Here is a 14,683-nt window from a genome sequence, read left to right on the forward strand (position 1 = left end):
ACGGCAGGTTAACGTGGTGACCAACCCAAACGACCGTGAGGTCGCAGAGACGGATATTGCGATTGTGGGCATGGCGGCCCACCTGCCCGGCGCGCCCGGCATTGATCAGTATTGGCAAAACCTAAGGGATGGCATCCGCTCCATTGAGAGACTGTCAGACGAGACCCTCTTCTCAAACGGTGAAAGCCGCGCGCGCATGGCGCATCGCAATTATGTGCCGGCTGCGGCGATGTTGGAGGGGTTTGCAGACTTTGACGCCGAGTTCTTTGGTCTGTCTCCCAAAGAGGCTGCGATCATGGATCCCCAGCATCGTCAGTTTCTGGAAGTCAGTTGGGAGGCCTTGGAAAACGCAGGCCATATGCCAGAGCGGTTTGAGGGCCCGATTGGGGTGTTTGGCGGCTGTGGTATGGGCAGCTACTTCTATTTCAACATCTGCTCCAACCGCGATCTGGTCGACAACACTGGCATGTTCCTGTTGCGTCACACCGGCAATGACAAAGATTTTCTGACCACCCGGCTGAGCCATATCCTTGATCTGAAGGGGCCGAGCCTGGGTGTGCAAACCGCCTGTTCCACATCGCTGGTTGCGGTGCACTACGCCGCCCAAGCGATCCTGAACGGCGAATGTGACATGGCGTTGGCCGGGGGCGTGACCATCGAGTTGCCCCACGGGCGGGGCTATGTGTTTGAAGAGGGCGAAATCCTGTCACCCGACGGGGAATGCCATGCCTTTGACCATCGTGCGCAGGGAACTGTGTTTGGCTCTGGTGCGGGCGCTGTTGTACTGCGCCGTCTGGATGAGGCGCTGGCAGATGGCGACCATATTTGGGCGGTCATCAAAGGTTCTGCGGTCAACAACGATGGATCGGACAAGGCCGGCTACCTGGCCCCTTCGGTTGGCGGGCAAGCGGCGGCAGTGGCGGATGCACTGGCGATTGCGGATGTGACGGCGGACACGGTGGACTATGTGGAATGCCATGGCACCGGGACCTATTTAGGGGATCCGATTGAGGTCGCCGCGCTTACCGAGGCGTACCGCGAAACCACTGAAGAGACCGGGTTTTGTCGGATTGGCTCTGTGAAGACCAACATTGGTCATTTGGACACAGCGGCAGGTGCTGCGAGTTTGATCAAGGCGTCCTTGGCCTTGCACCATAAACAGATGCCGCCAAGCCTTGGGTTTGAGAAACCCAACCCGGCGATTGATTTTGACAGCAGCCCGTTTGCGGTGAACGCCTCATTGCGCAGCTGGGCGCCACGCAAAGGGCCACGTCGCGCCGGGGTCAACAGCCTTGGAGTCGGCGGCACCAATGCGCATGTGATTGTTGAGGAAGCACCTGCGCGCGTTGTCAGCCCAGAGAGCGACTGGCCCTTTCAGCTGATCGCTGTGTCTGGACGGAGCAGCAAAGCGCTGGACGCAAATGCCGCCAATCTGGCAGCGCATCTGCGCGCCCACCCGGAACAGCCTTTGGCAGATGTGGCGCACACGTTGCTCACCGGCCGGCGTGCCTTTGAGAAACGGCGCGTGGTGGTTGCGGAAACCCATGTGCAGGCTGCCGCGCATCTGGAGAGCGGAAATCTGCGGCGGGTGTTTACGCATACGGCTGCGGAGACGGCGCCAGAGGTGGTGTTCATGTTCCCCGGCGGTGGGGCGCAGTATGTGGGCATGGGGGGCGATCTGTTTGAAACCGAGCCTGTCTTCGAAGAGTGGATGGAGCGCGGTTTTGCCTGTTTAGCAGGCAAGGGCGGAGAAGAGCTGCGCAGGCTGTGGCTGGCCCAAGATGGCGACAAAGCCTTGGCCGAGACCCGGCTGCAACAGCCAAGTCTGCAATTGCCGCTGATTATGATGGTGGAATATGCGCTGGCGCAGCTTTGGATAAGCTGGGGTGTGACGCCTGCCGCATTGGTGGGCCACTCCATGGGCGAGAACACTGCCGCCTGCTTGGCCGGTGTGATGTCATATGAGGATTGCCTTGGGTTGGTGCAGCTGCGTGGGCAGTTGTTTGACACCGTGCCTGCAGGCGGGATGCTGTCAGTGCCGCTGCCCTTGACAGACATCACGCCCTATCTGAGCGCAGAGCTTGATATCGCCTCGGTCAACGCGCCTGCGCTGACCGTGATCTCGGGGCCGGATGCGGCGCTTGATGACCTGGCAGACAGGCTGGCCGCAGAGGAAATTGACACCCAACGCGTGGCCATCAACATCGCCGCACACTCCCAAATGCTGGAGCCTATTTTGGGCCGCTTTGGCGCGTATCTGCGTGCGATCACACTGTCTGCGCCAACCCTGCCGATCATTTCAAATCGCACCGGTGCTGCGCTTCTGGACAGCGAAGCCACAGACCCCGAATATTGGGTTGGGCACCTGCGCAACACGGTATTGTTTGCTGATGACATCACCACTCTGGCGCAAGAGACCGACCGGGTTTATCTCGAAGTGGGGCCCGGCAAAGCGCTGTCTTCGCTGGTAAAAATGCATGGGCAAGTGAAAGCCGACAAGGTGCTTTCTTCCCTACGCCACCCCGACGATGACATCGCGGATGACGCCTATTTCCTCACCGTTTTGGGCCAGCTTTGGGCCTGTGGTGTGGAGGTGGATTTTGACCAATACTGGGGAGACGCCACACGCCAAAAAGTGGTGCTGCCGTCTTATGCATTTCAGCGCAGCCGATATTTCATTGAGCCGGGACAAGGGCAAATTGACGTCAGCAACGACCTGTTGATGCGACAAGAAGACCCGGCGGACTGGAGCTTTGCACCGGTCTGGACACCGCGGCTTGCGGAATGTGACATCGATGTTGAGGAAGACCTGAGCACGATCGCACCGCACAGTTGGTTGATCTTCGTTGATCAGGGCGGGACCGGGGCGGCCTTGGCCGATCGCCTGCGCACCGCTGGGCAGGATGTGGTCACGGTCACCACCGGTGATGCTTTTGCGGAGACGGGTGCCGACAGCTACAGCCTTGCGCCCGAACGTGGGAGAGAAGGGTATGACGCGCTGATCCAAAGCTTGATGCACAAAGGACGCGTGCCAGATCGCATCGTGCATATGTGGCTTTTGACGGAGGATGAACGCCACCGTCCCGGATCCAGTTTTTTCCATCGCAATCAGGAACAAGGTTTGATGAGCCTGTTCTTCTTGGCGCAAGCGGTGAGCGACGAAAACCTACCGACGCCGCTGCACATCACTGCGGTGAGTTCCGGCGCGGTGCAGGTGCGTAAAGAGGCGCTGCCCTATCCAGAGAAAGCGACCGTTCTGGGCGCCATACAAGTCATTGGGCGTGAATTGCCCGGTGTCACCTGTGCCCTTTTGGACGTGGCACAGCCGACAAAGAAAACGCGCGGCGGATTGGTGAGCCATCTGCTTGAAGATGTTTTGGCAGCGCCGCGTGCACAGATCGCAGCATGGCGCGGCGAGAAACGCTTTGAGCGTAGTTACCGCAAGGTGACGTTACAAGCCGCGGATATGCCGGTCTGGACCCAAGGGGGCACCTATCTGATCACCGGGGGCTTTGGCGGTATTGGTCTGACCTTGGCAGAGCGGATGATCCAAGAGGCCGGGGCCAATGTGGTTCTGCTGGCGCGTGATGGCCTGCCGCCACGCGCCGATTGGGCTGCCTACCTACAGGGCCACGCGCCGCATGACCGGATGGCGCAGCGCATACGTGCGGTGGAGCGGCTGGAAAGTCTGGGTGGACAGGTGCTGCCTTTGGCGGCCGATGTTTGCAACGTTGATGACATGACAGACGCCGTCACATCTGCACGGGCGGCCTTTGGGGCCATTCATGGTGTGATCCACGCCGCAGGTGTGATTGATGACGGGCCGCTTCTGGCCAAGACCTCCGCTGGCATTGATGATGTGCTGGCGCCCAAATTACATGGCACGCAGGTGTTGGATCAGCTGTTCCCGGATGGCGACTTAGATTGGTTGGTGCTGTTTGCGTCTTCTTCAACAGCCACGGCGCCAGCGGGACAGATCGACTATGTCGCCGCCAATGCTTATTTGAACGCTTATGCGCAGGCTCGGATCGGTGACAAAACCCGCGTTCGCGCAATCAACTGGGGGCTTTGGTCCGATGTGGGCATGGCCGCCGAAGCGGTGGCTGCACGGCAAGGTGTTGTCATCGACGCACCTGCTACCCCAATTGACACTCCGCTCCTAAAGTCCGCTGAGTTTGACGCACAGGGCAACCGGATTTTCGCCTCCACCCTGCAGGCCAGTGACTGGATTCTGGATGAACATCGCACACGTGATGGCGATGCCGTGATGCCGGGCACAGGATATATTGCGCTGGCTTACGAAGCTTTGGCAGCACAGGGCGAGACCGCCGCCTTTGCAGTGCGCGACATGCTGTTTTTGCGCCCCATGCGGGTGATCGATGGCACAGAATCGCAGATGCGTGTGCGCCTGATCCGCTCTGAGGAAGGCTATCGGTTTGAGGTGCAAACCGCTGTGATGTTTGAAGGTCGTGAAGGCTGGCAAACCCACGCAGAGGCGCGCCTCACTCCGGTGCGAAGCACGCGCCCAGCGCCGCTGGATTTGGCCGCACTCAAAGCGGAATGCCCCGTGCAGCAAGATGGGTTTGGCAGTGCATTGAGCACACCGCAGGACGCTCATATGCGGTTTGGTCCACGCTGGAAAGTGCTGCGAGACACCGCTTTGGGCGCGCAGGGCGGCGTAGCACGTTTGTCGCTTGATGCACAGTTTGAAAATGATGGGCTGCAACTGCATCCTGGCTTGCTGGACATTGCCACCGGGTGGGCCATGGATCTGATCCCGGGCTATGCCCAGGGCCATTTGTGGGTGCCAGTGGGCTACGACCGGTTGATCCGTCATGCACCATTGCCACGCGAGGTCGTAAGCCATGTACGGCTGGCAGAAGGTGACAGTTCACGCGGTGCTGCGCGGTTTGACATCACACTGGCAAACAGCGCGGGTGAGGTGTGCATCGAAGTCTTTGGACTGTCATTGCGGCAAGTGGCCACTGCCTCCGGGTTCGCGCAAGCGCGCGCGCTCAGCAAGGCGGAAGTGCAGTTTGATGAGGATGCGCAGTCACAAGCGCCCCTCTCTCCCGCAGAAGAACGGTTGGCGCACAATCTGTCTCAGGGCATCCCGCCGCAGCAGGGCGCCGCATTGTTTGAGGCTGCACTTCGCGGTCAACACGCAAAGGTGGTGATGTCATCGCTCGATCTTACGGCGTTGATTGCGCAGGCTGAGGCAGGCGCCATTGAGGACAAAACCTCCGGTCAAAGCTTTGAGAGGCCAGAGTTAGAAACTGATTTTGTGGCGCCAGAGACAGACATTCAGCGCACGTTGGCGGGGTTCTGGCAGGAGCTTCTGGGCGTGCAGGATGTTGGTATTCGCGACAGTTTCTTTGATCTTGGTGGCCACAGTCTGATTGCGGTACGGCTGTTTGCCATGGTCAAAAAGGCCTGGTCGGTGGAGTTTCCGATTTCGGTGTTGTTTGAAGCGCCTACCATTGAAACCTGCGCCGATATGATTGCGCAGCGGGTCGGTGATGCGCCGGCTGGCGCGAGCCAGACCGCGGCGGGCGAAGGCGCTGCGGCGTCTGAGCACGGTGCGCGCGCCACCAGCCGTTTCACCCATCTTGTGCCCATGCATCAAGGAGAGGGTGGTGCGCGCACCCCCTTCTTTCTTGTGGCCGGTATGTTTGGCAATGTGCTGAACCTGCGCCATTTGGCACATTTGATCGGTGCAGACCGGCCCTTCTACGGTCTGCAGGCGCGGGGCTTGTTTGGCGATTCTGCCCCGCATGATGATCTGGTTCAGGCCGCCACCGACTATATTGCTGAAATCAAACAAGTGCAGCCCGAAGGGCCTTATCTTCTCGGGGGGTTCTCCGGTGGCGGCATCACCGCCTATGAGATCGCCCGCCAGCTTGAGGCACACGGCGATACCGTTGCCTTGGTGGTGCTGCTGGACACGCCGCTGCCTGTGCGTCGGGCGTTGACTCGCAAAGACCGGCTGCGCATTCAGCTGCAAGAGTTGAAATCCAAAGGCATTGCCTATCCGTTGATCTGGGCCAAACGACGCATTGCTTGGGAATTGGAAAAACGCCGCCCCGTTGAGAACACGCAAGCGGCAGGGCAACAGTTCCATGATGCTGAAATCGAAGCCGCCTTTCTGCAGGCGGTGGGACGCTACCGGATGCACGCATGGGCCGGCAAACTTGTGCTGTTCCGCCCGCCGCTCATTGGCAAGTGGGACATGGGGGATGGTCGGCTTGTGGATGCAGACCGTGCCTATGTGCTCTCTGACAACGACTGGGCGCAATGGGTGCCCGATGTGCAAGTGTTTGAGGTGCCGGGGGACCATGACAGCATGGTCTTGGAACCCAACGTGCGGGTGTTGTCGACGCGTTTGAAAAAGGTGATCGCCTCCGCTGAGACAGACCACCCCCGGCGCGATCATCAGGAGGCTGCAGAATGAAGGATGTGTCACTTCTGACCGTGATCCTAAATTGGCGCACACCTGAGATGACGCTGAAAGCTGCGCGGGCCGCGGCACGTGAGATGGTCGGCATCGATGGGCAGATCGTGATTGTCGACAATGACAGCGGTGATGGGTCTTTTGAGACTTTGCACGCAGCCGCCCTAAATGCCGACTGGGCAGAAGGCCGCGTGGACGTGGTACAATCAGGCCGCAACGGCGGCTTTGGGGCGGGCAACAACTTTGGCATGCGCCACGCAATGGCGCAGCGGGAATTTGATTTTATCTACATTCTCAATTCCGACGCCTTTCCGGATACAGGCAGCATCAAAGCCTTGTTGGATCACATGCAAGCCATGCCGACATGTGGCTTTGCGGGCTCCTACATCCATGGCGAAGATGATGCCCCTCACCTGACCGCCTTCCGCTTCCCGTCTGTCGGCGGTGAGTTGGAAGGCGCGGCCCGAATTGGCGTGCTGAGCCGGGCATTGCACACCCATATTGTGCCCCTGCCCATCCCGGCGGAAACCACACGGGTGGATTGGCTTGCTGGCGCCTCCATGATGATGCGCCGACAGGTTTTGGAGCAGATCGGCTTGTTTGACGAAACGTTCTTTCTGTACTTTGAGGAAACAGATCTGTGCCTGCGGGCGCAGCGGGCCGGGTGGCATACGGACTATGTGCGCAACAGCGAAGTGACCCACATCGGGTCGGTTTCCACCGGCATGAAAACATGGAAGCGCAAACCGCAGTACTGGTTTGACAGCCGCCTACATTACTTTCGCAAGAACCACGGTATGGTTTATGCCGCTGCTGCCACGCTGGCACATGCGATTGGCACTTGCCTGTGGAAACTACGACGCGTGATTGGGCGTAAGCCGCAGCGTGATCCTGCGTACTTTCTATGGGATCTCATGAGCCATTTTGTGAAATCCACCTTCCGCCGGACGTCGCGCGAACCGTCCAAAACCCCCAGCCTGACCGTTCGCAAGGAGGCCCGCCAATGAGCTTGGATCGCTTCACCAACACCGCCCCGATGTCCGCTGTGATGATTGGCAATGAGAGCTTACTCATCCAATGCGCAACAATGTGGCGTGACATGGGTCATAGCCTTGAGGCAGTGATCACCCGCGCGCCTGACATCCGCAGCTGGGCACAGGGCGAAGGTCTGAAAGTCATCTCATCAGACGCAGACATTGCGCATGCACTGTCTGAGGCGGCCTTTGACTGGCTTTTGAGTGTCGCAAACCTCGATATGCTTCCAGAAGCGGTTTTGAAACTGCCCGCAAAAGGCGCTGTGAATTTTCACGACGGACCACTGCCGCAATACGCGGGTCTGAATGCACCGGTCTGGGCGCGTTTCAACCAAGAGCCACGCCATGGCATCACCTGGCACACAATGCGGCGGGGTGCGGACACCGGGGAGATCGTCGCGCAGCGGCTGTTTGATGTGGTGCAAGCCGACACAGCCCTGACATTGAACACAAAGTGTTATGCGGCCGCAATCGACAGCTTCCCAGAGGTGATCCGCGCTTTGGGAGACGGTCTGCCGGAGACACGCGACCAAGACATGAGCCGCCGCAGTTACTTTGGACGCGCCCACCGTCCCGAGGCGGCAGGCCGAATTGATTTTAGACGCAATGCGCAAGACGTGCTGGCATTGGTGCGCGCGCTAGATCACGGGGACTATTTCAACCCACTCTGGGCGCCAAAAATTGTCGTCTCAGGACGCGTTTTATTGGTCAGAAGCGCCGAAATGGCAGAGAGTGCGGGCCATGGCGAGCCCGGCGCGGTGCTGTCGGTGTCAGAAGACAGCGTGACTGTGGCCTGCGGCCGCGGTGCGATCAAGTTGGGCGCGCTTTGTTCCGCCGACGGCAGCACGGAAACCGCCAACCATGTGATCCGCGCCGGCGAACGTCTGCCGCTTCTGGACAAACCTGCCAGCGATGCGCTGAGTGTGACGATGACCCCGATTGCCAAAGCGGAGCCGTTTTGGCGCGCCCGTTTGGATGAATTTGTTCCCGCCACACTGCCGCTGATCCGCAGTGGTGGGGAGCTGGCCAATATGCGGCAGCTGCCGCTTTCCATTCCCGAGACTCCCTCCAAGAGTATCCTGACCGCAGTCGCCATTTGGGCGCTGCGGTCAGGCCTTCCGGAGGTGTGCGACATCGCCTATCGCGGGCCGCAACATCCACATGCCGCAGGGTTGATTTCTGCTTGGGTGCCCCTGCGGATTGGCACTGAGCTGCTCCATAATACGGTGGACGAGGCTCATGTGGCGATGGCACAGCGCGCAACACAGGCCGAGAACAACGGCAGTTTTGCCAGCGATCTGATCGCCCGTGATCCCGCATTGTCCCCGTTGAGCGTCCCCGATTTGGCGGTGTCCGCAGACGCCATCGCAACCCCCATCGAAGGCGCAGCGCTGACTGTGGCGATTGGCATGGATGGCGCAGTGCTGCACTTTGACGCCGCGCGGGTTACCAGCGATCATGCCGCCCGGCTTGCCGCGCGTTTGGAACTGATCTGCACGCAGTTGGAGGGCGCTTCCGATGTGGCTGCGCTTGAGATTTTGCCAGCAGCCGAACGGGCGCAGATTTTGACCAGCTGGAACGCCACCGATATCGACTTTGATCCCGACTTTACAATGGTTGCGCAGTTTGAAGCGCAAGTCGCAAAGACACCCCAAGCGCCAGCGTTGGTGTTTGAACAAGAGGTTCTCAGCTACGCAGAAGTGGACGCCCGCGCCAATCGAGTGGCGCATGTGTTGCGCGACATGGGGGTGACGCGCGGTGCGCTGGTCGGTTTGTGTCTTCGCCGCTCGCCAGATTTGGTGGTGGCAGCCTTGGCGATCTTAAAAGCTGGTGGCGCCTATGTGCCAATGGACCCGACCTATCCGGCGGACCGGCTGGCACATTACATATCTGACAGCGGCTGCGGCGTGATTGTGACACAAGCTTCGTTGATGCCCGACCTACCTGCACACAGCGCTCAGGTGCTGCAGATGGATGCGGATGCACGCATTGGTGCAGCGCCCGCTGATACGCCTGAGCCCGTCACGTCGGGTGCGGATTTGGCGTATTTGATCTACACTTCGGGCTCAACCGGAACCCCAAAAGGCGTGATGGTAGAGCATGGCAACGTCGCCAATTTCTTTGCAGGCATGGACGCGCGGGTGCCATATCACGCAGGCGACGCTTGGATGGCGGTCACGTCACTGTCGTTTGATATCTCCGTTCTTGAACTGTTCTGGACCCTGTCGCGGGGATTCAAACTGGTATTGTCTGGGGATGAGACCACCACACAAATCTCCACCGGACGGGTGCCAACATCTGACAATGGCATGGAGTTTTCGCTTTATTATTGGGGCAACGACGATGGTCAGGGCTCCAAAAAATATGAGCTGTTGCTGGAAGGAGCAAAGTTTGGCGATGCGCATGGGTTTTGCGCGGTCTGGACCCCGGAGCGGCATTTCCATGCCTTTGGTGGCCCCTACCCCAACCCGTCGGTGACAGGTGCAGCGGTGGCAGCAGTCACCAAACACATTGGTGTGCGCGCCGGGTCTTGCGTTGCGCCCCTTCATCACACTGCGCGGATTGCGGAAGAATGGGCTGTGATCGACAACCTGACCAATGGGCGCGCTGGGTTGGCGATTGCCAGCGGCTGGCAACCTGATGATTTTGTGCTGCGGCCGGAAAACACGCCGCCTGCGAACAAACCTGCGATGTTTGAGCAGATGGACGCCCTGCGCAAACTGTGGCGCGGCGAGGAGGTGTCTTTTCCCAAACAAGACGGATCGATGCACGCGGTGCTGACCCAACCGCGGCCTGTGTCAAAAGAGGTGCCGTTGTGGGTGACCACGGCGGGCAATCCGGAGACTTGGAAAGAGGCGGGGCGCAACGGATGTAATGTGTTGACCCATCTGTTGGGCCAAAGCGTTGAGGAGGTTGGCGCTAAAATTGCGCTTTATCACGACGCTCTGCGCGCTGCGGGCCATGATCCAGATGCGTTCACCGTGACGCTGATGTTGCATTCGTTCTTGGCAGGAGATCGCGAGACCGCGCGTGAAATCGCTCGGGAGCCGATGAAGGACTACCTGCGCTCAGCCGCTGGGTTGATCAAGAGCTACGCCTGGGCCTTTCCGGCATTTAAGAAGCCGGATGGTGTGAAGAACGCCTTTGAGCTGGATCTGGGCAGCCTGACGGAAGAGGAACTTGAAGGCATTCTGGATTTCGCTTTTCAACGGTATTTTGAGGACAGTGGGCTGTTTGGCACCGTGGAGGACGCGCTGGAGCGGGTGGAAGAGGTCAAACGCATTGGTGTGACGGAGATTGCCTGTTTGATCGATTACGGCATCGACACGGCGACCGTGATGCAGGGGCTAAAACCCCTGGCTGAGGTATTAAAGCGCGCCAATGAGGCCAGAGAGCTGGACCCAGAGGATGTGTCAATTGCCGCGCAGATGATCCGCCATAAGGTGAGCCATTTGCAATGCACACCGTCGATGGCGGGTCTGATTGCAGACAACGAGGAGGCGCGGTTTGCGCTTGGCTCTGTGCAACAGTTGATGGTTGGTGGAGAGGCACTTTCGGGCAGTTTGGTGGGTGATCTGAACGCAGTCAGTTCGGCAACCGTGCAAAACATGTATGGCCCGACAGAGACCACAATTTGGTCAACCACTGCGATGACGGATGCGCGCGAAGGGGTGGCCAACATCGGCACACCTATCGCCAACACGCAGGTCTACGTGGTGGATGACACCGGTCAGCCGGTGCCTGTTGGAGTTCCGGGCGAGCTGTTGATAGGGGGCGCGGGAGTGACGCGCGGCTACTGGCTGCGAGAAGACTTGACGCAAGAGCGGTTTATCAACGCCACCTTTGCCCCGCAGGAGCCGCAACAGAGGGTGTATCGCACAGGGGATCTTGTGCGGTGGCGTGCGGACGGCGCGCTTGATTTCCTTGGGCGCGTGGATCACCAAGTCAAGCTGCGCGGCTATCGCATTGAACTGGGGGAAATTGAAACCCGACTGGAAGAGATCGCCGGGGTGGCGCAGGCCGTGGTTGTGGCCCGCGAAGATGTGCCCGGCGACGTGCGGCTGGTGGCGTATCTGCGCGGAGAGGTGCCAAGTGATGCCGATATCCGAGAAACTTTGCGGGCACACCTGCCGTCGTTTATGCGGCCGCAACATTTTGTGACGCTTGACGCATTTCCGCTGACACCAAACAAGAAGGTCGACCGCAAGGCGTTGCCGGCACCGCAAGAGACCCGCAAGATTGTCGCCCCGCCGCCCGCAGCTGTGAGACCAAAAACCTCAAGTGCTGGCGGGGAGGACACGGTGCAGCTTGTCGCCGGTGTCTGGGCGGATGTGTTGGGTGTGCAGGATGTGCGTCCAAGCGACAACTTCTTTGATCTTGGTGGACACAGTTTGCTGGCGGTGCAGGCACACCGCGAAATTCGCAGCCGTACAGGGGCGGCTAAGCTGTCGATCACCGATGTGTTCCGCTTCCCCACACTCAGCGCGCTTGCTGGACGGGTTCAGGATCTGGTTGGCACTCCCAAACCCGCAAATGCCCCTGAAGCAAAAGCTGGTGAAGATGTCGCGCAGCAGGCGCAAACCAGATCTGAAACCATGAACAAACGCCGCGCAATGCGTGCGAGACGCAGAACGCGAACGCCATGATCGCGCCAACCCAACATCTGGTGGCACTGCAAACCCTGGCCAAACAATTTGCCCCGTCAGGAGCAGAAATCGCGGTTGCGGATCCCACAGGTGGCTCGGCGGTTGTGCTTCCACAAGAGGCCCCGGCCATAGCCAACGCCCGTCCCAAACGCCGCCGCGAGTTTGCCGCCGGTCGTCAGGCCGCTCGCGCGGCCATGCGCCAGCTTGGTGCGCGGCAACATGCAATTCCCGTCGGCCCCGACCGTGCCCCAGTCTGGCCATCAGGCCTTTCTGGATCAATCAGCCATGATGCCAGCAGCTGTGTCGCCATTGTTGGCCCCACAGCACAGTTTTTGGCATTTGGCGTCGATGTCGAACCAGACGCGCCTCTCCCGGAGGCGGTGATAGAAGAAATTTGTGTTTCCGACGAACGCATCTGGCTGGAATCGCAGCCAGCACGTCAACGGGGCGTGTTGGCACGTCGTATTTTTTGCGCAAAAGAAGCCGTTTATAAGGCGCAATATCCGCTGACCCGTGCGTTGTTTGGATTTGATGCGGTTCACATCAGTTTGAACGCTTTGGAAAGCGGGTTTTCTGCACGGTTTCGGCGCGACATTGATAACGTGCCCGCGCAGACCGTGGTCTCGGGACGGTGCGCCAGCGCGGGCGGGCACATTTTTGCGCTGGTGACGCTGGGTGCAATGCGCGGTATGGAGAACGCCAATTTCCCCGTTTGCGCCTTGGGATAACCACATTCCGCCGCGATAACCGCACCCAAGAGCGCGAGTCAGAGTCGCGCCAACGCAGAGTTTGAGGACAGGCATGGACAAGATCCAGAGTTTTGGCGAAGTGCTGAGCATGCTGCGCAGGAGATTCTTCCTGTGGGCGGGCGCTATTGCCATTGGGCTCTTGATCTCTTTGGCCTACGTGCTTGGTCTGCCGCGTGAGTATGAAACCTCCGCCACCATCCAAATTGAACAACCTTCGATACAAGCTGGCGCGACAACGCCCGGCGCGCTCAACGCAGACATGCTGCAGAAACTGCAGATCGTCCAACAACGCGTGATGGCACGGGACAATCTTCTGACCATCATTGAGAAGTTTGCGCTGTACAATGACTCGCAGTTAAGTGCGCTGCAAAAAGTGGACTTGCTGCGCGGCGCAGCGCGGGTGGTTCACATCACCAATCCGGAATTCCGCTGGCGTCAGGACATCAGTCCCTCCGCGCTTCTGGTAACCGTGCGTATGTCAAACCCAGAGTTGGCCGCCGGTGTGGCCAACGAGCTTGTCACAAATGTGCTGGAGCAAGAAAAACGGCGACGCACAGAGCGTGTGGCGGAAACGCTCAGCTTCTTTGAAGGTGAGGAAAGCCGGCTTGAGGCCGCGATCACCGCTCTGGAAGAGCAGATTGCAAACTACAAACGCGACAATGCGGTTTTGCTGCCCGGTGGGGTGGAGGCGCTGAGAACGCGGCTGGTGGATTTGCAACAGATCGAGCTGGAAGTGCAGCGGCAGATATTGGAGAGCGAAGCGGCCAGCTCTGGCAGCAACTCTGTGCGCGGACAACGCGTGCGCCGCTTGCGCGAAGAAAGCGAATTGTACCAGCTTGAGATCGCCGAGCTGGAAAGCGCCATCGCGGAGACCCCCCGCATCGAGCAGCAATACAACAAATTGCAGCGGGAAATGGCCAAACTGGATGAACAATATCAAGCCATCACAGCCGGCAAAGCTGAGGCCGATATGTTGCAAATGTTGGAAACCAACCAGCAGTCAGACAGCTTTACAGTGCTCGAAAAGGCGCTGCCGCCGGATTGGCCCATTGCGCCGTCGCGCAAACGCATTCTGGCGATGGGAGGATTGCTCAGCGTTCTGGCCGCACTGAGTTTGGTGTTTGTGCTCGAAATGCGCAGTCCGGTGATTTGGACACGTGGACAGCTGGAACGCCAACTGCGCCTGCGAGCTGTGGCCGCAATACCTGTTTTGGAAACGCCGCGACGCCGACGGGCCCGAATTGTGAGGCGGATTTTTAAGTTGGCGGCGTTTCTGGCCGTGTTTGCGGGCCTCGTTGCCGCAATCCTAACCATGAGCCGCTAGGTCTCCGAAACTGGTTCAATTTCGCATTCGTAGGCGGGTACTTGCCGAATCGCATTGCGGAAATCAGCCGAAATTCAGCGAATCCGGTTTTCCATACTTGTTCACTGAACGAAACAATGGGCCGAAACGCATCAAAACCGTTTCCAAAAGGCTATTTGCACCTATCCAAAGTAGGCAGAAATTTAACCAAGAAAAATTTGGTCAAATTTTATCCGCCGGACAAATCAATTAAAAACAACTACTTAGAAAAACCTATCCCAAAGTTAATGTGGATTTCTGGAAAATTGTGACTAAAGTGTGTCCTTGGGTGGGCGCTTCTTTGAAAGGGAGCACCAAAGGACGAAAAGATAGATCGCTGCGATCGGCCCCTGCTGCCGGGGAGCTCTTCAACGAAGGTTAAGAGGCGACATTCCGCCGGAATCTCACTCGATTCTGGCGACGGTGATCTTACGAGTCTTCTGGTGCCCGCCGCGTTTGGT

Annotated in this window: 5 protein-coding genes; all 5 read left to right on the plus strand. The window is 59.0% G+C overall.

Annotated features, from left to right (window positions below; genetic code table 11):
- Positions 1 to 16 precede the first annotated feature (16 nt).
- The 5 genes from ABWV47_RS16105 (at position 17) to ABWV47_RS16125 (ending at position 14,204) form a co-directional block, all read left to right on the plus strand.
- Complete coding sequence (locus tag ABWV47_RS16105; protein ID WP_353313623.1) at positions 17 to 6,451, plus strand: type I polyketide synthase; 6,435 nt, start codon at positions 17 to 19, stop codon at positions 6,449 to 6,451.
- A complete protein-coding gene (locus tag ABWV47_RS16110; RefSeq protein ID WP_353313625.1) occupies positions 6,448 to 7,458 on the plus strand; it encodes a glycosyltransferase family 2 protein in 1,011 nt (336 codons plus the stop codon). The genes ABWV47_RS16105 and ABWV47_RS16110 overlap by 4 nt, the downstream gene beginning before the upstream one ends.
- On the plus strand, positions 7,455 to 12,131 hold the full coding sequence (locus ABWV47_RS16115) for a MupA/Atu3671 family FMN-dependent luciferase-like monooxygenase (RefSeq protein WP_353313627.1): 4,677 nt from the start codon (positions 7,455 to 7,457) through the stop codon (positions 12,129 to 12,131). The genes ABWV47_RS16110 and ABWV47_RS16115 overlap by 4 nt, the downstream gene beginning before the upstream one ends.
- Positions 12,128 to 12,859, plus strand: a complete 732-nt coding sequence (locus ABWV47_RS16120; RefSeq protein WP_353313629.1) for a 4'-phosphopantetheinyl transferase family protein — start codon at positions 12,128 to 12,130, stop codon at positions 12,857 to 12,859. The genes ABWV47_RS16115 and ABWV47_RS16120 overlap by 4 nt, the downstream gene beginning before the upstream one ends.
- A 73-nt stretch (positions 12,860 to 12,932) precedes the next feature.
- Positions 12,933 to 14,204, plus strand: coding sequence for a Wzz/FepE/Etk N-terminal domain-containing protein (locus ABWV47_RS16125; protein ID WP_353313631.1), 1,272 nt, complete (start codon positions 12,933 to 12,935; stop codon positions 14,202 to 14,204).
- Positions 14,205 to 14,683: the final 479 nt, after the last annotated feature.

It is taken from the genome of Shimia sp. NS0008-38b, assembly GCF_040370365.1.
Lineage (GTDB): Bacteria > Pseudomonadota > Alphaproteobacteria > Rhodobacterales > Rhodobacteraceae > Shimia.